Here is a 24,048-nt window from a genome sequence, read left to right as displayed (position 1 = left end):
TTATTATAGTTTTACCATTCGGCGTAAAACTATAATAATTATAACATAAAGTTGAACATTTTAAAAATTTTATTATAAATTGACAAGTTTAATTTTGTGTGATATATTAATAATGTAAGAAAGTTGAAATAAATAATTTGATTGTTTTATGGAGGTGCAATATGAGAAAATTTTTAATAGTTTGTACTCTTATTTTATCAATGGGATTAGGGTGCAATATAGTAATGGCAAGTGAAAGTTTTGAACCAACTCACAAAAACACTAAATCAGGAAAAGAATATGGAATTAAAGAAGAATATAGAGTTAGAGAACTAGAAAATGAAAAATTAGAAATTGAATATAAAAAAGGTTTTTTTACAATTGTAAATAAGGATGAAATTTCTACAATTTGTGATTTGGATGCTACTGAAGATATGACATCTACTGATTCATGTGAAATTAACAAGTTCAATACAGGAATAATAGTAAAATTTAAAACTATAAAGGTTTATGGGAATTCATCTTATTTCCCATATAATAAGTATTATGACGAGTATGACAATGATGCAAATTGTTGGTATGGCAATAACTTAACACTAAAAGAGATAGTATGTAAAGATGAAAATACTTATGTAGCTATTTATGGTGAGATATTAGTTATAAAAAGTAAATAAATATATGTATTTTTTAAAAAGAGAAGTTTTTCTTCTCTTTTTTAGTTTTTAAGACAAAAATTTGGCATATATATTACTTTTATGATATAATTACAGTAATTAAATTATTTTGAATGGAGTTATTATGTTTAAATTTGATTTTAATGATAAAAAATACAAAAATATATATTTCATCGGAATTGGTGGAATAAGTATGAGTGGAATTGCTAAACTACTGTTAAAAAAGGGCTATAATATTTCAGGAAGCGACAGAAATACTTCTAAAGAAATTCAAATATTAGAACAAAATGGTGCAAAGATATTTATAGGTCAAAAAAAGGAAAATATTGAAAATCCTGACTTAATTGTATATACAGATGCAATTTTACCAGATAATGAAGAATTAATTAAAGCAAAATCTATTGGAGTTCCTTGTGTAACAAGGGGACAGTTTTTAGGAGCATTAATGAGAAATTATACTCATTCAATAGCAATTTCCGGATCACATGGAAAGAGTACAACAACGAGTATGATTTCAAAAATTTTAATTAATTCCCCATTTGAACCTTCAATTTTAATTGGTGGAAATTTAGATGAAATTGACGGAAATGTTCTATGTGGTAATGAAGATTATTTAGTAACTGAAGCCTGTGAATTTAAAGCTAATATACTACATTATTATCCAAGTATGGCTATTATTTTAAATATTGATGAAGACCATTTAGATTTTTATAAAAACTTGGATCATATTGTAGATACTTTTATAGGATATATGAAAAATTTGGATGAAAATTCAAAAGCTATAATTAATATTGATGATCCAAACTGTCTTCCCCTATTAGAACATATCAAAGGAGAAACTATTACATTTGGTATAAATAATGAAAATGCTACTTATAATATTACAAATATAAGTTTTGATAAGGTTGGTCATCCTTGTTTTGATATTGAAAATGAAAAATTTGGAAAACATCATTTTTGTTTAAATATAATAGGAAGACATAATATTTACAATGCAGCTGCTGCTATTATAGCTACTTATGAAACAGGAATAGATGTTGAATATATTAAGAATGCTATTTCAAAATATAAAAATTTACACAGAAGAATGGAAGTTTATGGAGTAATCGGTAATAGTAAAAAAGCTACTATTCTAACTGATTATGGACATCATCCAAGAGAAATTAAAAGTTGTCTAAGTTCAATTGCTGAACATAAAGAAGGCAGACTTGTATGTATTTTCCAACCACATACTTATTCAAGAACAAAAGTTTTATTAAATGACTTTGCAAAATGTTTTGATGATTGTGATGAAGTTATTGTTACTGAGATTTATGCTGCAAGAGAAAAATTCGATCCTACTATTCATTCAATAGATTTAGTTGAAAAACTAAATAAAAACGGAGTAAATGCTATATACCTAAAAACATTTGAAGAAGCAAGAGATTATATCTTTGAAACTTTTAAAGACAAAGATACTATAATTACAACAGGGTGTGGAAATCCACATGAACTTGCAAGAATGATTGTAGAAGACTATAAATAATTAAAAGAAAAAGACAGAAAATTTTAAATTTTCTGTCTTTTTATCTTGGTAAAAAACCAACTTTTTTATAAACTTTTCTAAGTGTTTTATTTGCATAATAGGATGCTTTATCTGCTCCTTCTTTCATAACTTTTTCAAGATGTGCCTTATCTGAAACAAATTCTTTATGTTTTTCTCTTATTGGTTTTAAACTATCTGAAATTAATTGTCCCAAATCTTCTTTAAATGCTGAATAATTTTCGTTTTTATATTTTGCCACAATTTCATCACTTGTTTTACCAGTGAAAGCAATATACATATTTATTAAATTTTTTAGTCCTTTTTGTTCATCATTATAATCGAAATTTCCAATACTATCAGTTACAGATTTTCTAATTTTTCTCTTTATAGTTTCTTCATCATCAAGAAGTAATATAAATGAATTAACATCTTCATCAGATTTACTCATCTTCTTTTGAGGATTTTTAAGGCTCATAATTTTTCCTGTTTCTTTTCCAATTATTCCTTCAGGAACCACAAAAGTTTCAGAATATTTATTATTAAATCTTTCTGCCAAATCTCTTGCAAGTTCTAAATGTTGTTTTTGATCAACACCAACAGGAACTAAATCTGTTTGATATAATAAAATATCTGCAGCCATTAATACGGGATAAGTAAACAAACCAGCATTTAAATTTTCTTCCGATTTTTGAGATTTTTCTTTAAATTGAGTCATTCTGCTAAGTTGTCCCATATAACTCATACAACTTAAAACCCAAGAAAGTTCTGCATGTTGAGGTACATGAGATTGAACAAAAAGAGTTGATTTATCCGGTTCTAATCCTGATGCTAAAAATATAGCCATTAAATCTAATGTTCTTTCTCTAAGCAATTTAGGCTCTTGTGGTACTGTTATAGAATGTAAATCAGCAACATTAAAAAAACAATCATATTGGTCTTGTAAACTTTTGAAGTTTTTTATTGAACCTAAATAATTTCCTATTGTAAGCTGACCTGAAGGCTGTAATGCACTGTAAACTATTTTTCCCATATTAAAATCCTCCTTTTATAAATATTAATAAAAAAGGTCATTTCTAAATTAATTAGAATATTGACCTATTTTTGTTATTTATTTTTCTTCTTTTTCTTTTTTAGGCTTTTCAAGTAATGCCTTTCTTGACAATTTTATTTTACCTTGATTGTCAATTTCTATTACTTTAACTTCAACTACATCTCCAACTTTAAATAAGTTTTCTACCTTATCAAGTCTTTCATGAGTCATATTTGAAATATGAAGTAAGCCTTCTTTTCCTTTAATTAATTCAACGAATGCTCCAAAATTTGTGATTGTTGTAATTACACCGCTGTAAATTTCTCCAACCTCAATTTCTTTAACTATTTCGTTAATCATTTCTTTTGCTCTTTCGCCATTTTCTCTTGAATCAGCAGTAATTGCAATGCGTCCATCATCAAAAGTATCAATCTTAACTCCTGTTTCATCAATAATCTTATTGATTACTTTTCCACCCGGTCCAATTACTTCTCTTATTTTTTCTGGTAAAATTTGCATAGTAAATATCTTTGGTGAATATTTTGACATTTCTTCGCTTGGAGTTGAAATACATTCATTCATAATTGATAAAATGTGAAGTCTTGCTCTTTTTGCTTTTTCCAAAGCTGTTGCCAAAATTTCTCTACTAATACCGTCAATTTTAATATCCATTTGTAAAGCTGTGATACCGTCTTTAGTACCTGCAACTTTAAAGTCCATATCTCCAAAATGGTCTTCTAAACCTTGAATATCTGTTAAAATAGCAATTTTATTAGTTTTTTCATCCTTTATAAGTCCCATTGCAATACCTGCAACTGAATCTTTAATAGGAACACCTGCATCTAATAATGAAAGTGTTGAACCACAAATACTTGCTTGTGAACTTGATCCGTTTGAAGATAAAACTTCTGAAACCAATCTCATTGTATATGGGAATTCATCTTCACTTGGCAAAACAGGAATTAATGCTCTTTCAGCTAATGCACCATGACCAATTTCACGTCTGCCCGGACTTCTTAAAGGTCTAACATCTCCAACACTAAATGGCGGGAAATTATATTGATGCATATATCTCTTATTATCTTCATCAATAACTCCATCCAAAATTTGAACTTCTCCAGGTGCACCTAAAGTTGTTAAAGTTAAAACTTGAGTTTGTCCTCTAGTAAATAATCCTGATCCATGAGTTCTAGGTAAAAGTCCTCTTTCACAAGAAATCTTTCTAATTTCGTCAAGTTCTCTATCATCTGGTCTAATTCCTTCTTCTATTATTAATCTTCTAACTTCATCAACAATTACAGATTCAATAGCTGCATTAATTTCACCTTTTTTATCTTCATAATCAGGTAAAAACTTTTCAAGAATTTCTTTTGTAATCTTATCTAAATTTTCTTCTCTTTCCATTTTGTTTGGAGTTCTAAGAGCAGAAATAATTTGTTCTTTACCAAATTCAATAATTGCATTAAATAAATCTTCATCCCTTTGCTTTATAATAACTTCAGATTTTTCTTTACCAATTTCTTCTCTTATTGTTTCTATAAAATTACAAATTGATTTAATTTCTTCATGTGCAAAAAGAATTGCATTTAAAACTTCTTCTTCACTTAAAATATCAGCTCCGGCTTCAACCATCATAATAGCATCTTTTGTTCCTGATACTGTAATATTAAGTCTTGATTTTTCTCTTTGTGCAATTGTTGGATTTATAATATATTCCCCATCAACATATCCAACATTAACAGATCCTGTAGGTCCGTTAAAAGGAATATCTGAAATTGTAAGTGCTATAGATGATCCAATCATTGCAAGTATATCTGGTTGATTATCTTGCTCAACAGATAATGCTGTTGCAATAACTTGAACATCATTTCTATATCCTTCTGGAAAAAGTGGACGTAGTGGTCTATCTATAAGTCTAGATGTCAATATTGACTTTTCACTTGGACGTCCTTCTCTTTTAATAAATCCACCAGGAATTTTTCCTACTGAATAAAGTTTTTCTTCAAAATCACAACTTAATGGGAAAAAGTCAACTCCTTCTCTAGGCTCTTTAGAAGCACAAGCGTTTACTAAAACGACAGTTTCTCCACATTGAACAAGACAAGATCCATTCGCTTGTTCTGCTACTTTTCCTATTGTTACTTTAAGCTCTCTTCCACTTAAGTTATATATAAATTCTCTAACCATTTAATCCTCCTATGGTCTTCTAAAAATAAAGAGCGAAAAAAATCGCCCTTTAATAATTATCCTCTTATTTGTAATTTGCTAGTTAATTCACGATATCTTTCGATATCAACATTACTAAGATATTTTAAAAGACCTTTTCTTTGTCCAATTAATTTGAATAAACCTCTTCTTGTTGCATGGTCTTTTTTATGTTCTTTTAAGTGTTCAGTTAAATATTTAATTCTGAAGCTTAATAATGCAATTTGAACTTCTGGAGAACCTGTATCTCTTTCACTTCTTTTAAATTCATCAATAATTCTTAATTTGTCTTCTTTAGTTATCATTATAACTACCTCCTAAAATATAATTCACCGTAGCAATGTAAAGGTCGGAGTTTCCATAAACATAGCAACAGTACTTGATAAGTATAACATAAAACGCAATAAAAGTAAACTATTTTTAAAAATTTTTACTGAATAACATCGAATTTTTATGTTATCGTATATTATAATTTTACAATTACTATTAATTTTTAACTTGTTTTTTCCACTCATCTTTTAAAATTCCATATTTCATTGAATCATAAAATATATTATTATGGTATCTAACTTTTCTAATTCTTCCTTCGAGTATCATACCAATTTTTAAGCTACATTTTATCATTCCAATATTTCCACTCCAAGTTGTTAAACCTATATGTTCTAAGTTATCTTCAGTATTAAAAATTTCATCTATCCATAACGAAAGTGCCTTTGAGCCGATTCCTTTACTCCAGAAATTATCATCAAAAATTACTATTCCTATTTCAAGCCATCTGGTTTTTTCATTTTCCCAATATTTTGAAACTATTCCAATTAGAGAATCATTAAAATAAATTCCTTTTACTCTTTCCCCTAAAAAAAATTCAATCTCCTTTGATGTTATAAATTCATCATAAGTTTTAAATTCAAAATCATCGAAATATGGAGCATCATATTCTTTCCACTTAGGCCTTTTACTTGAATATTCAATTTCATATAATCGTCTTAAATCATATCTTTGAATTCTCTTTAGTTCAATCATAAATTTCTCCTAAATTTATTCATCTGATAATTGCTTTCTCATTATATCCCAAGGTTTTACTTCAAATGGTAAAGGCATTTTTATAATTTGTTTTGCACGGGGTGCTACATCAATTTCTTCCCCTTTATCATCATACATTTTTTCTATTCTAAATGTTTCAAAACCATCTCTAGGGCCAAAAAATTCAACTTCATCTCCAACAAAAATTCTATTTCTCTGTTCTATTGTTGCAATTTTTGTTTCCTTATCATAGTCCAAAACAAGTCCAACAAAATCATAAGTTCTTATATATGAGCTTGAATTGTAAAGTTGATCATTTTCATCCGGCTTTTTATAGTAAAATCCCTTTGTAAAATCTCTATGACTTGCTTTTTTAATCTCAAGTAAAAGTCTTTCTGCCATTTCTTTTGTATAAGTACCATTTTTAATTGCATCAAGAGCTAATCTATAACTTCTTATAACAGTTGCAACATAGTATTGAGTCTTTACTCTTCCTTCAATTTTTAAACTATGAACTCCTGCTTTGATAACATCTTCAAGAGAATCCAACATACATAAATCTTTACTATTATATATAAAAGTTCCTCGTTCTGTTTCTTCAATAGGATAATACTCTCCTGGTCTTCTCTCTTCAACTAAATTATATTTCCATCTACAAGCATGAGCACAATCTCCCTTGTTTGCATCTCTTCCACACATATAGTTGCTCAATAAGCATCTTCCTGAATATGAAATACACATTGCACCATGGACAAAAGCTTCAATATCAACTTCAGGTACTTCCTTATGTATTAAATTGATTTCTTCTAAAGACAATTCTCTTGCCATTACAATTCGTTTAATACCTAAATCGTACCAGAATTTAACTGTTCTATAATTTGTAACACTTGCTTGTGTACTCATATGGACTTCAATATCTTTACTTACAGAACGAACAGCAGTGTATATTCCAGCATCTGCAACGATTAAAGCATCTACACCTATATCCACTAAAACTTTTACATATTCTTCCAATCCTATTAAGTCATCATTATGTGGGATTATATTCATAGTAATATATATCTTTTTGCCTCTTTCATGAACAAAATCTGTTGCTTCCTTTAATTGTTCAACTGAAAAATTTTTAGATGCTTTTCTTAATCCAAAAGATTCTCCTGCAAGGTAAACTGCATCAGCCCCATAGATAATTGCCATTTTTAATTTTTCTATATCCCCTGCAGGGGCTAATAGTTCAACTTCTTTCATTAATTATTTTCTCCTTTAACTATTAAATAGGAATCCAAGAAAACTGGATTCCCATTAAATATTTAATCTATTTTTTATAACATATAGCCATACCATCGTCTATTGGTATTATAGTAGTCGAAAATTCATCACTATTTGTGATAATTTTTAAAAACTCTTTTAATCTTTTAACTATTGTGTTTTTTCTTCTTATATTATTTTTTTCTTTTGCAACAAGACCTCGAAACAGAATATTATCTGAAACTAATATTCCCCCATGATTTAATTTTTCAATAGATTTCTCGAAAAAACTTATATATTGCCCTTTTGCAGCATCCATAAAAATCATATCATATTTATCTGTAATAAAATCTAAAGCATCATTTGCATCAGCAAATATAAGATCTATATTCTTCTCACAACCCGCTCTTTTTATGAACTCTTTTGCTTTTAAAAAGTTTTTCTCATCAATCTCAATAGTTGTGATAATAGAATCAGGATAAGCTCTATTCATAATTATAGATGAATAGCCAATTGCTGTTCCAATCTCTAAAATTCTTTTTGGTTTTTTTAACATTACCAAAAATTCTAAAAATCTAGCAACTTCAACTTCTATAATTGGAACTTTATTGTCATTAGCATATTCTTCCATTTCAATTAAAATAGGCTCTTTACTTTGTTCTAAATTCCTGATATATTCAGACACATAATTTGCAACTATTTCCATTATTCTGCTATTGTTTCTTCCAACATTTTTACTATGTCATTCATTATAGTTGAGATTCTAACTTCTGCAGACATAAATTCTGATATTTCAGAATTGCTCATCAAAATTGCATTCAAATCATTAAGTTGTTTTTCTTTTTCAGTAACATCTTCTCCATTTTGCTTTGCAATTTGATAATCATATAACTTCTTATGAAAATCATCTATAATTTTTTTATTTTCAGGATTTTCATCAATTTTTTTCTTTAATCGTTTAAACTCTTTAACTTCATCACAATTTTTAAAATCATTTGAAAAAGTTAAGATACTATTATAAATATTCATAAAACCTCCTAAAGCTCTGTAATTATAGGAATAATCATTGGACCTCTTTTTATTTCATGATAGATATAAGAATTTAAATCTTTTCTAATATTATATCTCATAGTTCCAATATCTGTTATAGAATCATCCTTACAAATACTTAAAGTATTTTCAACAACTTTTCTCATTTCAGAAACAAGATCCAAATTTTCCTTTACATAGATAAATCCTCTTGAAACTATTTCAGGTCCCGAAATTATTTCTTTAGTAGATTTTTCAAGAACTACCATAACAATTATAATACCATCTTCTGATAGATGTTTTCTATCTCTTAAAACTGCACTACCTACATCACCAACTCCAAGTCCATCAACCAAAATATTTCCAGACTCAACTGTTCCTGATATAAATCCTTCTTGTTTGTAATTAAATTCAAAAACAGTACCATTTCTTCCTATTAGAATATTATCTTTCGACATACCCATTTCAACCGCTAGTTTTGCATGTCTTTTTAAATGTCTTGACTCTCCATGAACTGGAATAAAGTACTTTGGTTTAACTAAAGTATGAATTAACTTTAATTCTTCCTGACAAGCATGGCCTGAAACATGAACCTCTGCAAGAGAAGAATGAATTACTTTAACTCCCATTTCAACAAGACGATTTACAAGTCCAAAAAAGATTTTTTCATTTCCAGGAATTGGTGATGCTGAAATTATTACAGTGTCATTTTCAGTCAATACAAGTTTTCTATGCTCTCCGTAAGCCATTCTATTTAATGCACTCATAGGCTCACCTTGGCTTCCAGTCATCAAAAGTACAATTTCAGATTCATCATACTTATTAATATCCTTTAAGTCAATAAGAGTTCCTTTTTCTATTTCCAATTTATTGAGTTCAGTAGCAACCTTAATAACATTAACCATAGATCTGCCTGACACAGCAACTTTTCTTTTAAATTTCTCCGCAGCTTTTATTATTTGTTGCACACGATGAAGGTTAGACGCAAATGTTGCAACTATAATTCTTCCATGAGCTTTACTAAAAAGTTCTATAAAAGTTTCTCCTACTGAACTTTCACTCATTGTATATCCAGGTCTTTCAACATTGGTACTATCTGCACATAAGAGCATAACTCCATCAATTCCCCATTGAGCAATACGATGTAAATCCATTTTATCTCCATCAATAGGTGTGTAATCAATTTTAAAATCTCCCGTAAAAATAATATTGCCAACTGGTGTTTTTATTCCGAAACTTACACTGTCAGGAATACTATGACAAGCTCTTATATATTCAACAGAAAAATGCTTAGTTTTTATAATTTCTCCGGCATTTACCAAGTGTAAACTTTCTTTACTAAGACTATGTTCCTGTAATTTACTTTCAACAAGACCTAAAGTTAATTTAGTTCCATAAACGGGTACATTTATCTTTTTTAATATATATGGAACGGCTCCGATGTGATCTTCGTGTCCATGTGTCAAAAAAAGCGCTTTTACCCTATCAATATTTTTCATTAAATAGGTAATATCCGGAATTACTATATCTATTCCTGGCATATCATCATCTGGAAAAGTCATTCCACAATCTAGAATGATAATTTCATCATCATATTCCAAAATAGACATATTTTTACCTATTTCACCAACTCCACCTAAGGGTATCATCTTTAAAGTTTTCTTTTTATTTTTTTGCACCACAACAATCCCCTACTTCTTTTCAAAATTTGAACAATCTGAACACTTTCCATAGAATTTTAAATCGTGGTTTATAATTTTAAATTTATATTTTTCTTCAATAATTTGTTCTAAAGTTTCTAAATAATCTTCTTCAACTTCAATTATCTTTCCACAATCTTTACACAGAAGATGATGATGTTGATGCTTGTCATCATCTCTTATGATTTCATATCTATATCTTTTATCATCAAAATCCAATTTATGAACTATATTCATTTTATCAAAAATAACAAGTGTACGATAAACAGTAGCAATTCCCAAATCTTTATCATATTTACTAGCTATTTCATGTAGTTCTTCTGGACTTAAATGATTACCTTTATTTTCATTTAGAACATTAAAAACAATTTCTCTTTGTTTAGTAATCTTATAGTTGTTTTCAACTAACAACTTTTTCATTTCTTTTACTTCCATAACTATTCTCCTTTTCTAAATATTTTCTTTTTCTGACTTTAATTCCTCATAAACTTCTATCGCATCGGAAAGTTCTTCATCATCAATACCTTCCAAATTAATATTTCCTTCTTTATCATATACAATCTTCAAAATATATGTGTTGATATCATCTTTTGAATTCAAAACAGCGTACTCACTTTCATTCATACCAAAAGTTTCAACTAATTCAAAAATAATTTTTTTCCCATTTTCATCAAAAGCTTCAAAACGCTCCAAAATATCACTCCTATTTTCTATCCAAATATGACTGTAAAATGTAGGTTGCTGCCACTTTATCTATTACTTTTTTTCTTTTTTTTCTACTCATATTTCCTTCAATTAAAATTCTTTCGGCACTAACAGTTGTAAGTCTTTCATCTTGCATAATTATCTCTATATTAAAACTATTTTCTTTTAAAAAATTCTTAAGCTCATCAACAAAAGCTAGTACTTTTTCACCTTGTGGTCCAATTGTGTTATTCATATTCTTAGGAAGTCCAACAACAATTTTAATAATATTTTCTTTAATTATTATATTTTTTAATGATTCCAAATCCTTCTCAATAAATTCTCTAAAAATTGTACTATGCCCTTCTGCCATAATAAACAATGGATCACTAATAGCAACTCCTATAGTCCTATCGCCTACATCCAAAGCCATATATCTATCCATAAATACCCCTTTTTAACATTATGTAAAAGCCCCGACAATTTGCCAGGATAAATTTAATCCTTTATATAATTTTCTAAAAATTCTTCAAGTATTTCATCTCTACTAACTTGTCTAATTAAACCCCTAGCATTATTATAGCTAGTAATATAAGTAGGATCTCCTGAAAGAATATATCCTATAATTTGATTTTTAGGATTATATCCCTTAATTTCGAGTGCTGAATACACTATTTTTATTATTTCTTTAATACTTTTTTTATCAGTTGGTATTTCAATTCTCATTGTTTCATTAAATTCGTTTGACATATAATCCCTCCTATTTTACATTTGAGATTTTAAAATCTCCTCGGCTTTTCCTAAAGCAAAATCTACCTTGCTCAAGTCTTTTCCTCCTGCTGATGCGATATCAGGTCTACCTCCACCGTTTCCACCAACAAGTTTTGCAACTTCTTTAACAATATTTCCGGCATTTATTTTTTTAGCATTCAAATCTTTACTTACTCCAACTGTAAAAGTAAGTCTTCCTTGATAAACATTAGCAAACACTATTACACTTTTACCCAATTTATCTCTTAATTTATCAATTAAATCTCTTAAATCATTTTGATTTTCAAATTCTACTTTTTTAGCAATAAAAGAAATACCATCTATATCTTTCTTTTCTGCTATAAAAGTATCTAAACTACTCAAAGTCATTTGAGACTTTATTTCTTTTAGTTCTTTTTCTAAAGATTTAATATCATCAGTTAGAGAAACTACTTTAGAAACTAACTCAGGCTTTTTACATTTTAATACATTTGAAACTTCTTCAACTTGATTTTCAGTTTTCTTTAAGTATTCATAAACACTTCTACCTGTAATAGCCTCAATTCTTCTAACTCCAGCAGCAACACTTGATTCTGAAATTATTTTGAACATTTGAATTTCACTAACATTTCTTACATGTGTCCCTCCACAAAGTTCTATTGACCAACCTCCAAAAGAAACGACTCTTACAACATCTTTATACTTATCTTCAAAAAGTCCTATTGCACCCATTTCTGAAGATTCCTCTAAAGACATTTCCTTTATGATTGTATCAAGGTTCAAAGCAATTTTATCATTTACAATTTGTTCTGCTCTTTTTAAATCCTCTTGGCTTATAGCTTCAAAATGTGTAATATCAAATCTTAATTTATTTGCATCTACCAAAGAACCAGCTTGATTAATATGATTACCTAGAACTTCTATTAATGCTTGATGTAAAAGATGTGTTGCAGAATGATTTTTCATAATATCACGTCTATTATTTACATCTATTTTAAATGTTAACTCATCATTTAAATTAACATTTCCACTAATAACTTCTACACTGTGGAAAATTCCATTATTTTTATTTTTCTTAGTATCTAAAACTTTAAGCTCACAGTTTTCGCCAATAATAATTCCAATATCTCCTACTTGTCCTCCACCTTCTCCATAGAAAACAGTCCTATCAGATACTAAAAATGCCTTATCTCCTTGATTTAATGTAGAAACTGCTGATTCATCTTTAAATAGTTTTATAACTTTTCCAACACATACATTATCTGTATATCCTAAAAACTCTGTAGTTTCCAAAGTCTTTAGATAGTCAGTATTTTTTTCGCTCCAACCTGCTGATGAAACATTTCTGCCTTCTCTTGCTCTAATCTTTTGATCTTGCATATTTTTATTAAAAGCTTCTTCATCAACTGTCATCTTTTCTTCTTCTAAAATTTCTTTTGTCAAATCTAATGGAAATCCATAAGTATCGTATAATTTAAAAGCCTTATCCCCAGATAAAACCTTTGAATTCTTTGATTTTTCATCTTCTATGTAAGAATTCAAAATACCTAATCCTTGTTCTATAGTCTCTTGGAATTTAGATTCTTCAGCGTTTAAAATCTTAAAAATTCTTTCACTATCTTCTAATAATTCAGGATATTCCATATTATAAGCTTCCATAACAACTTTTGAAACATCCATCAAAAAATTATCCTTAATTCCCAATAATTTACCATGTCTTGCAGCACGTCTTATAAGTCTTCTTAAAACATAGCCTCTTTGTTCATTACTTGGAATTACACCATCATAAATTAAAAATGTCATAGCTCTAGCATGATCTGCTATTACTCTTATAGAAATATCAGAAATTTCATTTGATTTGTATTTAACTCCGGAAATTTCTTCTATTTTCTTAATTATAGTATCAACTAAGCCTATTTCAAATATATTATCTTTTTCTTCCAAAACTAAAGTAAGTCTTTCAAGTCCCATTCCGGTATCAATATTAGGATGATCTAATCTATGATAATTTCCTTCTTTGTCCTTATTAAATTGAGTAAAAACTAAATTCCAGATTTCCATAAATCTATCATCAGGATTTGTATATTTTTCTCCTCTATCATACATAATTTCAGAGCACGGACCACAAGGGCCAACTTCTAATTCCCAAAAATTGTCTTCTTTTCCAAGTCTTTGAATTTTTTCCGCTGGAAGTCCAACTTCATTTCTCCAAATATTATAAGCTTCATCATCTTCTTCATAAACTGTTACAGATAGTAAATTTTTATCCATTTCTAATTTTTCTGTCAAAAATTCCCAAGCCCAAGTTATTGCTTCTCTTTTAAAATAATCTCCAAATGAAAAATTCCCTAACATTTCAAAAAAAGTTCCATGTCTTTGAGTTTTTCCTACATTATCGATATCAGCTGTTCTAATACATTTTTGACTAGAAGTGGCTCTATTTTTACTCATTTTTTTTACCCCTGTAAAATAATCTTTTAATGGAGCCATTCCAGCATTTATAAGCAATAAACTTTTATCATTATTTGGTATTAAAGGATAACTCTTTAAACGTAAATGTCCTTTACTTTCAAAAAACTCTAAATACTCTTCTCTAATTTCATTTAATCCTAATTTTCTCATATATCCCTCTTAATTATTAATTTTATCCTTGTATAAATATTTTTTTACATAAGGTTTAGTATGTTTGTAAATTATCTTTATAACCGCAGCAATAGGCACTGAGAAAATCATACCCAAAACTCCAAACATTCCTCCACCTATAATTAATAGTATCAAAACTATTAGTGGGTGCATTCCTGTACTATCTCCAAGTATTTTTGGCCCCAAAATATTATTTTCAAGCCATTGAACGAAACAAAATAGTACTGCAACCCAAAAAGCAGTAAATGGTCCTTTAAATAATGCAAGTAAAACAGCAGGTACAAAACCTAAAAATGGACCAATATATGGAATAATATCTGCCACACATGTTATAACCCCTATAACAAAAGAAAATTCAATTCCGAACGCCATTAAATATATCATAGTAGCTACTCCTACAAAAATAGCCATTATAATTCTACCTCTTACAAACATGGATAATGATTCATCTATTTCTCTCCATATTTTAACCAAGAAATTTTCATACCTATCAGGAACTTTCTTTCCTATTACGTCAAAAATTTTATCTTTTTCAAGCAATAAATAAAATGTTATTACAGGAATTAATATAAGTTGAATAACTATTCCTATAAAATTCGATATTCCTGCAACCATTCCTGTTATCCAAGTTGCAGAAGATGATAGTAATGTATTAGCAATTTTTACAAGTTGACCATTTATACTATTTATCATTTCATTAATAAAAGGTGTATCTGTAAATAAATTTTGTCTAATACTATCACTATAATCAACAAAATTTTTGACCATATCAGGCAAAGAGAACAATAAATGTTTAAATTGTCTAAATGTACTTGGAAATATTCCAATCGCCAAAACACAAATTGAAAGTGTAATTATAATATAAATAAGTATTATAGCATATAACCTCTTTATTTTTTTCCCCTCAAGAAATTTCATAAATGGATTTAGAATATACGCAATAATTACTGATGCTAAAAATGTAAAAAAAGTTATTCTTAATATAGGATAAATACTATATAGATAAAACATAGCAAATGTCGATAAAATATATAACATCATTCTTAAAATTTTAAGCTTATTAAATCTTATTTTATCATCGTCATCTAACTTCTTATTTGAAAATTGAATAAATACGTAAATTCCAACAATCAATAAAATCGAAATCAATATTTTTATAGTAATATTTAACACAAAATCAAAATCTAACATATTACCTCCATCTAATTAATTATTTCTTTTAAAGCTATAATAAATTCATCTATTTCTTCAAATGTATTATTTTCTCCAAAACTGATTCTTATAGCACTATTCTTTAATTCGTCGTCAATACCCATAGCTGTCAAAACATGTGAATTTTCAATAGAACCACTACTACACGCAGATCCTCCTGAAATACAAATTCCCTTAAAATCCATAGTCATAATTAACATTTCTTTATCTAATCCAGAAAAAGAAATATTAACATTTCCAGAATATCTATTGTCAAGAGAACCATTAATCTCATAATCTTTAAAATTTTCTTTAACATTTTTCAAAAAATAATCTCTTAAAGCTAATCTCTTAAAAACATTTTTTTCTCTTGACTCTCTCAAAATATCTATAGCCTTTGAAAATCCAACTATTCCTGCAACATTTTCAGTTCCTGCACGTCTTGATCGTTCTTGACTACCTCCAAATACAAAATTTTCAATATCAGTTCCTGATTTTATATATAAAGCTCCTATTCCCTTTGGTGCATGAACCTTATGACCAGAAATAGAAAGTAAATCAACATTCAAATCTTTAACATCAATCACTAGCTCAGATAAAGCTTGAACTGCATCTGTATGAAAAACAATTTTTGGATTTTTTTCCTTGACAGAATTGCAAATTTTCTTTATATCTTGAATAGTTCCTACTTCATTATTAATATACATAACAGATACCAAAATAGTGTCATCTCTTATTGAATCAATAATATTTTTTTCATCTATAAAGCCATCTCTATCAGGATTAATAAAAGTAACATCAAAACCTCTATTTTCTAAAAATTTTGCAGTTTCTAAAATTGCAGAGTGTTCGAAGGCTGTTATAATAATATGACCATTTTTTCTTCCCTTAAACAAAGTTAGACCCATAAGAGCCCAATTATCAGCTTCTGTTCCTCCTGTTGTGAAAAACAATTCATTTTTCTCAGCATTTATGTAATTAGAAATATTTTCCCTTGACTTTTCGACAGCAACTCTAGATTTTTGTGCAAATTCATATAGAGAAGAAGGATTAGAATAATTATTAAGTAAAAAATTCTTCATTTCATCAAAGACTTCTTCATTTAAACTTGTAGTTGCAAAATTATCAAAATATATAATATTATTCATATATACAAAACTCCATAATAATAAAAAATATTACTATAATTATACTCCAAAAACCTATAAATTACAAGAAAGCATAGCAAAAAGTATCAAATAAATTAAAATTACCCACATATAAAATCTAATACTTGTATTTATTCTGTTATCAATTAGTTTAAGTAAAAACTATTCAAGAACTTTTTAAACATTTACTTTAAAGATTTTAAAATTATTTATTTTCAAAAAATACTTCATTCTATTTTTTATAGAAAAAAGACACTGATTAATCAGTGCCTTCAGTAAAAATTTTATTAAAATCTAATATTAGCCTTTAAGCAAATTATTTTACTAATTCTAAAATCGCCATTTCAGCTGCGTCCCCTTGTCTAGGTCCTAGCTTTAATATTCTTGTATATCCACCATTTCTTTCTTTATAAAGTGGAGCAATTTCTTCGAATAGCTTATGAACTGTTTCAGTCTTGTAAATATAAGCTAAAGCTTGTCTTCTTGCATGAAGATCGCCTTTTTTTCCAAGAGTTATCATTTTTTCAGCTACTCTTCTAGTTTCCTTCGCTCTTGTTACCGTAGTTTGAATCTTTCCATTTTCAAAAAGAGATTGAACTTGATTTCTAAGCATTGCATCTCTATGGTCAGCTCTACGTCCAAGTTTTCTTAAATTAGCCAAAGTACTACCTCCTCTTTTTATTCTTCATCTAAAAATTTTAAACCTAATTCATGTATTTTATCCACTACTTCTTCTACAGATTTCTTACCAAAGTTTTTAATTTTCTTTAGCTGTTCTATATCTTGTGAAATAATATCCTTAACTGTATCAAGATTTGCTCTTTTCAAACAGTTAAAACTTCTAAGGGATAAATCTAATTCTTCAACACTCTTTGATAAAACACTATTAGTGTCCAAATTTTTACCATCTTTTATACTTGAATTATCAAGGTTAATGTCTGGTAGTGATCTAAATAGACTTAAGTAATCTATAAAAATTCCAGCACCTGTTGAAAGAGCTTCTTGTGGAGTAATAGTTCCATTTGTCCAAACCTCAATTTCAAGTTTGTCAAAATCTATACTTTGTCCAACTCTAGTATTTCCTACCATAAAGTTTACTTTCTTCACAGGAGAAAAAGAAGAATCCACCGCTATTGAATTAATATCACAATATTCTTTATTCAAGTCGCTAACTCTATAGCCCTTACCATTTAAGACTAATAAATCCATTCGGATTTCTCCCTCTTCATTAAGAGTTGTTATATAATGATCTTTATTAGCTATTTCAACATTTTGATTTTCAGAAATATCTCCAGCTGTTACAACTTTTGGTCCTTTTACATTTAATTCTAAAATTACAGGTTCATCATTGCATTTCTTTAATGCAATTCCCTTAATATTAATTAAAATTTCTGGAACATCAGCTATTGAGCCTTTAATAGTAGTAAACTCATGTCCAATACCATCAATTTTAACAGTTGCTATGGCAGATCCAGGAAGAGAACCTAAAAGTACTCTTCTCATAGAATTCCCTAATGTAGTGCCATATCCTCTATCAAGAGGCATTATAGCAAATTTACCATAGTTTTTTTCAAGATCTAGATCTAAAACTTCAATATTTGTATTTAAATCTTCTGTCATAGACTTTATCCTCCTTAGTCTAATTCATATTGAAACTTTTAAATACCTTTAAAAGCTTACAATTACACTCTTCTTCTCTTTGGTGGTCTACAACCATTATGTGGAATCGGAGTAACATCCTTAATTAAACTAACTTCAAGTCCAGTAGCTTGCAATGATCTGATAGCAGCTTCTCTACCTGATCCAGGTCCTTTGACATAAACTTCTACAACTTTTAGCCCATGTTCCATAGCTTTCTTTGCAGCTTCTTCAGCAGCTTGTTGTGCAGCAAATGGAGTAGATTTTCTTGATCCTCTAAAACCTAATTGTCCAGCACTTGCCCAAGAAATTACATTACCGTTTAAATCACTAAGAGTTACCATAGTGTTATTAAATGAAGAAACGATATGAGCTTGTCCTTTTTCAATGTTTTTACGCTCTCTTCTTTTAACACGAGCTTTTTGTTTCTTAATTGCCAATTAAATCCCCTCCTTATTTACCTTTTTTTGTACCAGAAACTTTCTTTGGACCTTTTCTTGTTCTGGCATTATTTTTAGTATTTTGTCCTCTTACAGGTAAACCTCTTCTATGTCTGATTCCTCTGTAACAGTTAATTTCTCTTAATCTCTTAATATTCATAGCGATTTCTCTACGTAAATCACCTTCAACAAGATATTTATCTATTTCAGCTCTTATTAAAGCAACTTCAGCTTCAGTTAAATCTTTAACTCTTGTATCTGGGTTTATTCCAGCATTTCTAAGAATATCATTTGAAGTCTTTCTACCTATACCATAGATATAAGTCAAACCTATTTCTACCCTTTTTTCTCTTGGTAAGTCGACACCTACAATTCTTGCCACTGTTACCTACACCTCCATCTTCATTAACCTTGTTTTTGTTTGTGCTTTGGATTTTCACAAATCACCATTACTCTGCCTTTTCTTCTGATGATTTTACATTTTTCGCACATTTTTTTCACTGATGGTCTTACTTTCATTTAAGTCCCTCCTATGCTACTTGTTTCGCCAAGTTATTCTTCCTTTTGTTAAATCATAAGGTGAAAGTTCAACCAATACCTTATCTCCCGGAAGAATTCTTATATAATTCATTCTTAATTTTCCTGATATATGAGCTGTTATTTCATGACCATTTGCAAGTTTAACCTTGAATATAGTATTCGGCATAGCATCAATAACAGTTCCTTCAACTTCTATAACATCCTTTTTGGACATTTAAAGAACCTCCTATTTTTCTACATTATCCTGTATATATGATTTTAATAATTTTCGCAAATTAGAATCATTAAATGATAATGGATTCAAACTAAAATCTTTAAGCACGTCATTATAAATTTGCAAATGCTTTGACTTTTTAAGTTTAGGTTTAGAAAGAGGTCTATTACTACCATTAGCAACTTTTACTAATGATGAACTAATTACCTCAACTATGATCATTACTTCGCCCTTGTCCCGGCCCTTAAGTGATTTTACAACCTGACCTACTTTAAAATCAAAATTTAGATCCATAGTATACTCTCCCAAATGTTAAACATTCTAAGAAAGAGACTCCTTAATTTGTGAAAAGACATCCTCAATAGACAAAGTACCATCAACAGTTAAAATCAATCCTAAATTCTTGTAAAAATCAATTAGTGGAAAAGTCTGCTTTTCATATACTTCTATACGATCTAATACAGTTTTTTCATTATCATCTGCTCTTTGAATAACTTCTCCTGAACATTTATCACAAATACCATCTTTTGAAGTTGGCTTATTATCTACATGATAAGTTTCTCCACAGTTTTTACAAACCCTTCTTCCAGAAAGTCTCTTTACTAAAATATTCTTATCAACATCTATGTTAACAACTTTATCTAGTTTAAGACCTCTTTTCTCTAATCCTTTTTGCAAGGCTTCTGCTTGATTAATTGTTCTTGGAAAACCATCTAATAAAAATCCATTTTTACAGTCGTCCTTTGAAAGTCTATCCCATACCAAATCAATAGTTAGTTCATCAGGTACTAGTTGACCTTTATCTAAGTATGACTTTACTTTTTTTCCAAGCTCTGTTTCATTTTTAATATTATGTCTAAAAATATCTCCCGTTGAAATATGAGTTATTCCATATTCAGAAACGATACTTGACGCTTGAGTTCCCTTTCCGGCCCCCGGGGGTCCTAACAAAATTAGTCTCATAATTTATCTCCTATAAACTATTTATTTAAAAAACCTTTATAGTGTCTCATTAACATCATAGATTCTATTTGTTTCATTGTTTCAATTACAACACCAACTATGATTATAGCTGATGTTCCACCAAAGTTAATTTTCATTCCACTTAAACGTGAAAGAACTATTGGTGCTGAAGCAATTAAAGCTAATATAATAGAACCTGAGAAAGTAATTCTATTTGATATTTTTTGTAAATGTTCTCCAGTTGGTTTTCCAGGTCTAATTCCAGGAATAAAACCACCATATTGTTGTAAATTTTTTGCGTATTCAACAGTATTAAACTGAATAGCTGAATAAAAGAATCCAAACAATATTATCAATATAAAATTCAATATTGAATATACATATACACCAACTGAACCTTCAACTGTTAAATATGAAGTAATCCAACTTGGAGTTCCACCAGAAAATAATAATGAAAGAGTTTGTGGCATAGCCAATAAAGAGGATGCAAAGATTACAGGCATTACACCACTCATGTTAACTTTTACCGGAATATGAGTAGCTTGTCCGCCATACATCTTCCTTCCAACAACTTTTTTAGCATATTGAACTGTTATTTTTCTTTCACCTTCATTTATAAGTACAACAATTACAACTATTGCAATAGCCGCTAGTACAACACCTATTATAGTAAGAATTCCAACTGTTCCAGTCTTTATTCCATAAATAAATGTACCAATTTGTGATGGTAAATTTGAAACAATACCAAGGAAGATAATAATTGAAATACCATTACCAATTCCCTTTTCAGTTATCATTTCTCCTAACCAAACTAAGAACATAGAACCTGCTAATAAAGATGTAATAATCAATGCTGATTGAATATATCCTTTAGCAACTATCGCTTTAGCAAATAATCCATTTGCTATTGCCATAGCTTCAAAAATCCCAAGTATAACTGCACCTATTTTAGTATACTTTGCAACTTTTTTTCTACCCATTTCACCATCCCTTGCGATTTCTCCAAGTCTTGGGAATGCAATAGTAAGAAGCTGAACAACTATTGATGCTGTAATATAAGGATAAATACTTAGAGCAAAAACACTCATTTGTTTTAAACTACCTCCGGCAAGTAAATCTAATAGATTTACTAAACCGCCAGTATTACTACTCATCAGCTTATTAACAACTGTTTTGTCTATAAAAGGAATTGGAATAACATTTCCAAGTCTATAAACAACAATCATCAATAATGTAAAAATCATTTTACTTCTGATTTCTTTTATTCTCCACGCATTTGATAGAGTCTTGAACATATTAGATCACCTCTACCTTTCCTCCAGTGCTTTCTATTTTTTCGATAGCACTTTTAGTAAATTTACTGCAAGATACAGTCAATTTTTTAGTTAATTCTCCATTACCTAAAATCTTAACGCCATCTTTTGCTTTAGCTCTTTTAGCTAAATTAACTTCAAATATTAATTCTTCAGTAACTTCTGTACCATCTTCAAAAATATTTAATTGTTCTACATTTACTTCTGCATATTGTTTAGCAAAAATATTTGTAAAACCTCTTTTTGGAAGTCTTCTAAATAGTGGCATTTGTCCACCTTCAAATCCAGGTCTTACTCCGCCACCAGATCTTGAGTTTTGTCCGTCACGTCCTTTACCACCATACTTACCAAGTCCGGAACCGTAACCTCTACCAAGTCTTTTTCTTGCTTTTGAGCCTCCACCTTCAGCAGGTCTTAAATCATGTAACTTCACGCTTTATACCTCCTTAAATTTCTTCAACTTCAAGCATAAAACTAATTTGATTGATCATCCCTCTAATTGATGGAGTGTCCTCTTTAACAACTGTTTGACCAACTTTTTTTAAACCTAAAGCTTCAACATTTTTAATATGTTTTTCTATTCTACCAATTTTACTCTTTTTAAGTGTTATTTTGAGCTTTGCCATTTTAAAAGCCCCCCTTAACCTAATATTTCTTCTACGGATTTTCCTCTTAATCTAGCAATATCTTCAGCTCTTTTAAGATTCTTTAACCCTTCCATAGTTGCATTAACTATATTTCTAGCATTAGCAGTTCCCAAAGATTTACTTCTTACATCTTTAATTCCTGCAAGTTCACAAACTGCACGAACAGGACCACCAGCGATAACTCCAGTACCGGCTCCAGCAGGTTTTAATAAAACTCTACCAGCTCCAAAAACTCCAACAATTTCATGAGGAATTGTAGTATTTACAAGAGGTACTCTAATTACATGCTTTTTAGCATCTTGAACACCTTTTCTGATAGCTTCAGGAACCTCAAGTGCCTTACCAATACCAACACCAACATGTCCATTACCATCTCCAACTACTACAAGAGCGCTAAATCTAAAGTTTCTACCACCTTTTACTACTTTAGTAACACGGTTGATGGCAACTACTCTTTCTTCTAATTCTAATCCTTCTACTTCTTTAATTAAAAGTTCCATTAATTACCCTCCTGATACTAAAATTTAAGTCCAGCTTCTCTGGCACCATCAGCTAATTCTTTAACTTTTCCATGATATAAATATCCACTTCTATCAAAAACAACTTCAGTAATGCCTTTTTCAATAGCTTTTTTACCAATTGCAAGACCAACTGCTTTTGCTGCTTCTTTATTTGATTTTGATTCTAATGAAGCTAATTCTTTATCCAAAGTTGAAGCTGAAACTAAAGTTATACCTTTAGTATCGTCTATAATTTGAGCATATATATTAGTATTACTTCTATATAAATTTAATCTTGGTTTTTCAGGAGTTCCAGAAACTTTTTTTCTTACTCTAGCATGTCTTGCTTTTCTATTTTCATTCTTGTTAATTTGCTTTAACATTAAATTTCACTCCTTCCTATTTACCAGTTTTACCAACTTTACGTCTGATATATTCTCCTTCATATCTAACACCTTTACCCTTATAAGGTTCTGGTCTTCTATGTGCACGAATATTTGCTGCAAAGTTTCCAAGTTGTTGTTTATCAATACCATTAATCACAATTTTTGTTGGTTCAGGAACCTCAACAGTAATGCCTTCTGGATCCATTACTTCAATTGGATGAGAATATCCTAAATTTAAAGTTAATTTCTTTCCAGATTTTGCTGCTCTATATCCAGTTCCTTCAATAATCAAAGTTTTAGTAAATCCCTTTGAAACACCATCAATCATGTTAGCAAGTAATGTTCTTGTTAGTCCATGAAGTGATTTATGTCTTTTTATTTCAGAAGGACGTTCTATACTTATTGTATTTCCTTCCATTTTTATGTTCATTTCTCTGCTTAATTGTTGAGTCAATTTCCCTTTAGGTCCTTTTACTTCAACAAAGTTTTCTTCACCTAAGATTACCTCAACTCCAGCAGGAACAACAATTGGTTTTAATCCAATTCTTGACATTGGTTTACCTCCTTAGTTTTAATCCTTA

31 protein-coding genes are annotated in these 24,048 nt (G+C 29.1%); 2 read left to right on the top strand and 29 right to left on the bottom strand.

Translation table 11 applies throughout. The features are described from left to right. Positions 1-161 precede the first annotated feature (161 nt). Positions 162-653 (top strand): hypothetical protein, encoded by a 492-nt coding sequence (locus tag VJI93_RS05285; protein WP_323999742.1) that lies wholly within the window; start codon positions 162-164, stop codon positions 651-653. A 124-nt stretch (positions 654-777) separates the two neighbouring features. Continuing rightward, a complete protein-coding gene (gene murC / locus VJI93_RS05280; RefSeq protein ID WP_323999743.1) occupies positions 778-2,178 on the top strand; it encodes a UDP-N-acetylmuramate--L-alanine ligase in 1,401 nt (466 codons plus the stop codon). A gap of 40 nt (positions 2,179-2,218) precedes the next feature. On the opposite strand, the gene trpS is transcribed toward murC, so the two are convergent. The 29 genes from trpS to rplF form a co-directional block, all read right to left on the bottom strand. Beyond that, positions 2,219-3,208: a tryptophan--tRNA ligase gene (gene trpS / locus VJI93_RS05275; protein WP_323999744.1), complete on the bottom strand. Its 990-nt coding sequence runs from the start codon at positions 3,206-3,208 to the stop codon at positions 2,219-2,221. A gap of 78 nt (positions 3,209-3,286) precedes the next feature. Continuing rightward, positions 3,287-5,395: a polyribonucleotide nucleotidyltransferase gene (locus VJI93_RS05270; protein WP_323999745.1), complete on the bottom strand. Its 2,109-nt coding sequence runs from the start codon at positions 5,393-5,395 to the stop codon at positions 3,287-3,289. Positions 5,396-5,451: 56 nt separating this feature from the next. Continuing rightward, positions 5,452-5,718 carry a 30S ribosomal protein S15 gene (gene rpsO / locus VJI93_RS05265; protein ID WP_323999746.1) on the bottom strand — a complete coding sequence of 89 codons (267 nt, stop codon included), beginning with the start codon at positions 5,716-5,718 and terminating at the stop codon, positions 5,452-5,454. A gap of 181 nt (positions 5,719-5,899) precedes the next feature. Continuing rightward, the gene (locus VJI93_RS05260) at positions 5,900-6,436 is read right to left on the bottom strand and encodes a GNAT family N-acetyltransferase (protein ID WP_323999748.1); all 537 of its coding nucleotides are present in this window, start codon (positions 6,434-6,436) and stop codon (positions 5,900-5,902) included. A gap of 15 nt (positions 6,437-6,451) precedes the next feature. Next, complete coding sequence (locus tag VJI93_RS05255) at positions 6,452-7,681, bottom strand: peptidase U32 family protein (RefSeq protein ID WP_323999749.1); 1,230 nt, start codon at positions 7,679-7,681, stop codon at positions 6,452-6,454. A 67-nt stretch (positions 7,682-7,748) separates the two neighbouring features. Further along, complete coding sequence (locus VJI93_RS05250; protein WP_323999750.1) at positions 7,749-8,387, bottom strand: O-methyltransferase; 639 nt, start codon at positions 8,385-8,387, stop codon at positions 7,749-7,751. Next, on the bottom strand, positions 8,387-8,710 hold the full coding sequence (locus VJI93_RS05245; RefSeq protein WP_323999751.1) for a YlbF family regulator: 324 nt from the start codon (positions 8,708-8,710) through the stop codon (positions 8,387-8,389). The genes VJI93_RS05250 and VJI93_RS05245 overlap by 1 nt, the downstream gene beginning before the upstream one ends. A gap of 8 nt (positions 8,711-8,718) precedes the next feature. Next, positions 8,719-10,392, bottom strand: coding sequence for a ribonuclease J (locus tag VJI93_RS05240; RefSeq protein ID WP_323999752.1), 1,674 nt, complete (start codon positions 10,390-10,392; stop codon positions 8,719-8,721). A gap of 9 nt (positions 10,393-10,401) precedes the next feature. Then, a complete protein-coding gene (locus VJI93_RS05235) occupies positions 10,402-10,845 on the bottom strand; it encodes a Fur family transcriptional regulator (RefSeq protein ID WP_323999753.1) in 444 nt (147 codons plus the stop codon). Between the two features lie 15 nt (positions 10,846-10,860). Continuing rightward, a complete protein-coding gene (locus VJI93_RS05230; protein ID WP_323999754.1) occupies positions 10,861-11,103 on the bottom strand; it encodes a DUF1292 domain-containing protein in 243 nt (80 codons plus the stop codon). 10 nt (positions 11,104-11,113) lie between these two features. Further along, positions 11,114-11,539: a Holliday junction resolvase RuvX gene (gene ruvX / locus VJI93_RS05225; protein ID WP_323999756.1), complete on the bottom strand. Its 426-nt coding sequence runs from the start codon at positions 11,537-11,539 to the stop codon at positions 11,114-11,116. Between the two features lie 53 nt (positions 11,540-11,592). Continuing rightward, the gene (locus tag VJI93_RS05220; RefSeq protein WP_323999757.1) at positions 11,593-11,844 is read right to left on the bottom strand and encodes an IreB family regulatory phosphoprotein; all 252 of its coding nucleotides are present in this window, start codon (positions 11,842-11,844) and stop codon (positions 11,593-11,595) included. Positions 11,845-11,859: 15 nt separating this feature from the next. After that, positions 11,860-14,466 carry an alanine--tRNA ligase gene (alaS, locus tag VJI93_RS05215; RefSeq protein WP_323999758.1) on the bottom strand — a complete coding sequence of 869 codons (2,607 nt, stop codon included), beginning with the start codon at positions 14,464-14,466 and terminating at the stop codon, positions 11,860-11,862. Positions 14,467-14,475: 9 nt separating this feature from the next. Continuing rightward, on the bottom strand, positions 14,476-15,678 hold the full coding sequence (locus VJI93_RS05210) for an AI-2E family transporter (RefSeq protein WP_323999759.1): 1,203 nt from the start codon (positions 15,676-15,678) through the stop codon (positions 14,476-14,478). Between the two features lie 11 nt (positions 15,679-15,689). Further along, on the bottom strand, positions 15,690-16,826 hold the full coding sequence (locus VJI93_RS05205) for a cysteine desulfurase family protein (protein WP_323999760.1): 1,137 nt from the start codon (positions 16,824-16,826) through the stop codon (positions 15,690-15,692). A gap of 316 nt (positions 16,827-17,142) precedes the next feature. Beyond that, complete coding sequence (rplQ, locus tag VJI93_RS05200; protein ID WP_323999761.1) at positions 17,143-17,487, bottom strand: 50S ribosomal protein L17; 345 nt, start codon at positions 17,485-17,487, stop codon at positions 17,143-17,145. A 17-nt stretch (positions 17,488-17,504) separates the two neighbouring features. Next, on the bottom strand, positions 17,505-18,446 hold the full coding sequence (locus VJI93_RS05195; protein ID WP_323999762.1) for a DNA-directed RNA polymerase subunit alpha: 942 nt from the start codon (positions 18,444-18,446) through the stop codon (positions 17,505-17,507). A 62-nt stretch (positions 18,447-18,508) separates the two neighbouring features. Then, positions 18,509-18,904 (bottom strand): 30S ribosomal protein S11, encoded by a 396-nt coding sequence (rpsK, locus tag VJI93_RS05190; protein ID WP_004833590.1) that lies wholly within the window; start codon positions 18,902-18,904, stop codon positions 18,509-18,511. 13 nt (positions 18,905-18,917) lie between these two features. After that, the gene (gene rpsM / locus VJI93_RS05185; protein ID WP_004833591.1) at positions 18,918-19,286 is read right to left on the bottom strand and encodes a 30S ribosomal protein S13; all 369 of its coding nucleotides are present in this window, start codon (positions 19,284-19,286) and stop codon (positions 18,918-18,920) included. A 23-nt stretch (positions 19,287-19,309) separates the two neighbouring features. Then, entirely contained in the window at positions 19,310-19,423 is a 114-nt protein-coding gene (gene rpmJ, locus VJI93_RS05180) for a 50S ribosomal protein L36 (protein WP_004833592.1), read from the bottom strand. Positions 19,424-19,439: 16 nt separating this feature from the next. Then, on the bottom strand, positions 19,440-19,658 hold the full coding sequence (gene infA, locus VJI93_RS05175) for a translation initiation factor IF-1 (protein ID WP_004833593.1): 219 nt from the start codon (positions 19,656-19,658) through the stop codon (positions 19,440-19,442). A 12-nt stretch (positions 19,659-19,670) separates the two neighbouring features. Continuing rightward, positions 19,671-19,952 (bottom strand): hypothetical protein, encoded by a 282-nt coding sequence (locus tag VJI93_RS05170; protein WP_009372611.1) that lies wholly within the window; start codon positions 19,950-19,952, stop codon positions 19,671-19,673. A gap of 27 nt (positions 19,953-19,979) precedes the next feature. After that, complete coding sequence (locus VJI93_RS05165; RefSeq protein WP_323999763.1) at positions 19,980-20,621, bottom strand: adenylate kinase; 642 nt, start codon at positions 20,619-20,621, stop codon at positions 19,980-19,982. A gap of 17 nt (positions 20,622-20,638) precedes the next feature. Continuing rightward, the gene (secY, locus tag VJI93_RS05160; protein WP_323999764.1) at positions 20,639-21,916 is read right to left on the bottom strand and encodes a preprotein translocase subunit SecY; all 1,278 of its coding nucleotides are present in this window, start codon (positions 21,914-21,916) and stop codon (positions 20,639-20,641) included. Position 21,917: 1 nt separating this feature from the next. Then, entirely contained in the window at positions 21,918-22,367 is a 450-nt protein-coding gene (gene rplO / locus VJI93_RS05155) for a 50S ribosomal protein L15 (protein ID WP_233055438.1), read from the bottom strand. A 13-nt stretch (positions 22,368-22,380) separates the two neighbouring features. Then, entirely contained in the window at positions 22,381-22,560 is a 180-nt protein-coding gene (gene rpmD, locus VJI93_RS05150; protein ID WP_068473718.1) for a 50S ribosomal protein L30, read from the bottom strand. A gap of 14 nt (positions 22,561-22,574) precedes the next feature. Continuing rightward, the gene (gene rpsE, locus VJI93_RS05145) at positions 22,575-23,081 is read right to left on the bottom strand and encodes a 30S ribosomal protein S5 (RefSeq protein ID WP_416384090.1); all 507 of its coding nucleotides are present in this window, start codon (positions 23,079-23,081) and stop codon (positions 22,575-22,577) included. A 17-nt stretch (positions 23,082-23,098) separates the two neighbouring features. Then, complete coding sequence (gene rplR, locus VJI93_RS05140) at positions 23,099-23,464, bottom strand: 50S ribosomal protein L18 (protein ID WP_009372294.1); 366 nt, start codon at positions 23,462-23,464, stop codon at positions 23,099-23,101. Positions 23,465-23,480: 16 nt separating this feature from the next. Beyond that, positions 23,481-24,020 (bottom strand): 50S ribosomal protein L6, encoded by a 540-nt coding sequence (gene rplF, locus VJI93_RS05135; RefSeq protein ID WP_323999765.1) that lies wholly within the window; start codon positions 24,018-24,020, stop codon positions 23,481-23,483. Between the last annotated feature and the right edge of the window lie 28 nt (positions 24,021-24,048).

This window comes from Parvimonas sp. M20, assembly GCF_035282425.1.
In the GTDB taxonomy this organism is placed as follows: Bacteria; Bacillota; Clostridia; order Tissierellales; family Peptoniphilaceae; genus Parvimonas.
Note: the sequence above shows the minus strand (reverse complement) of the source record. Positions and strands in the feature narration are given on the sequence as shown.

Coding starts and splice junctions, on each gene's coding strand:
- VJI93_RS05285 (WP_323999742.1), top strand. CDS start 162: ATGAGAAAATTTTTAATAGTTTGTACTCTTATTTTATCAATGGGATTA.
- murC (WP_323999743.1), top strand. CDS start 778: ATGTTTAAATTTGATTTTAATGATAAAAAATACAAAAATATATATTTC.
- trpS (WP_323999744.1), bottom strand. CDS start 3,208: ATGGGAAAAATAGTTTACAGTGCATTACAGCCTTCAGGTCAGCTTACA.
- VJI93_RS05270 (WP_323999745.1), bottom strand. CDS start 5,395: ATGGTTAGAGAATTTATATATAACTTAAGTGGAAGAGAGCTTAAAGTA.
- rpsO (WP_323999746.1), bottom strand. CDS start 5,718: ATGATAACTAAAGAAGACAAATTAAGAATTATTGATGAATTTAAAAGA.
- VJI93_RS05260 (WP_323999748.1), bottom strand. CDS start 6,436: ATGATTGAACTAAAGAGAATTCAAAGATATGATTTAAGACGATTATAT.
- VJI93_RS05255 (WP_323999749.1), bottom strand. CDS start 7,681: ATGAAAGAAGTTGAACTATTAGCCCCTGCAGGGGATATAGAAAAATTA.
- VJI93_RS05250 (WP_323999750.1), bottom strand. CDS start 8,387: ATGGAAATAGTTGCAAATTATGTGTCTGAATATATCAGGAATTTAGAA.
- VJI93_RS05245 (WP_323999751.1), bottom strand. CDS start 8,710: ATGAATATTTATAATAGTATCTTAACTTTTTCAAATGATTTTAAAAAT.
- VJI93_RS05235 (WP_323999753.1), bottom strand. CDS start 10,845: ATGGAAGTAAAAGAAATGAAAAAGTTGTTAGTTGAAAACAACTATAAG.
- ruvX (WP_323999756.1), bottom strand. CDS start 11,539: ATGGATAGATATATGGCTTTGGATGTAGGCGATAGGACTATAGGAGTT.
- VJI93_RS05220 (WP_323999757.1), bottom strand. CDS start 11,844: ATGTCAAACGAATTTAATGAAACAATGAGAATTGAAATACCAACTGAT.
- alaS (WP_323999758.1), bottom strand. CDS start 14,466: ATGAGAAAATTAGGATTAAATGAAATTAGAGAAGAGTATTTAGAGTTT.
- VJI93_RS05210 (WP_323999759.1), bottom strand. CDS start 15,678: ATGTTAGATTTTGATTTTGTGTTAAATATTACTATAAAAATATTGATT.
- VJI93_RS05205 (WP_323999760.1), bottom strand. CDS start 16,826: ATGAATAATATTATATATTTTGATAATTTTGCAACTACAAGTTTAAAT.
- VJI93_RS05195 (WP_323999762.1), bottom strand. CDS start 18,446: ATGACAGAAGATTTAAATACAAATATTGAAGTTTTAGATCTAGATCTT.
- rpmJ (WP_004833592.1), bottom strand. CDS start 19,423: ATGAAAGTAAGACCATCAGTGAAAAAAATGTGCGAAAAATGTAAAATC.
- infA (WP_004833593.1), bottom strand. CDS start 19,658: ATGTCCAAAAAGGATGTTATAGAAGTTGAAGGAACTGTTATTGATGCT.
- VJI93_RS05170 (WP_009372611.1), bottom strand. CDS start 19,952: ATGGATCTAAATTTTGATTTTAAAGTAGGTCAGGTTGTAAAATCACTT.
- VJI93_RS05165 (WP_323999763.1), bottom strand. CDS start 20,621: ATGAGACTAATTTTGTTAGGACCCCCGGGGGCCGGAAAGGGAACTCAA.
- secY (WP_323999764.1), bottom strand. CDS start 21,916: ATGTTCAAGACTCTATCAAATGCGTGGAGAATAAAAGAAATCAGAAGT.
- rpmD (WP_068473718.1), bottom strand. CDS start 22,560: ATGGCAAAGCTCAAAATAACACTTAAAAAGAGTAAAATTGGTAGAATA.
- rpsE (WP_416384090.1), bottom strand. CDS start 23,081: ATGGAACTTTTAATTAAAGAAGTAGAAGGATTAGAATTAGAAGAAAGA.
- rplR (WP_009372294.1), bottom strand. CDS start 23,464: ATGTTAAAGCAAATTAACAAGAATGAAAATAGAAAAGCAAGACATGCT.
- rplF (WP_323999765.1), bottom strand. CDS start 24,020: ATGTCAAGAATTGGATTAAAACCAATTGTTGTTCCTGCTGGAGTTGAG.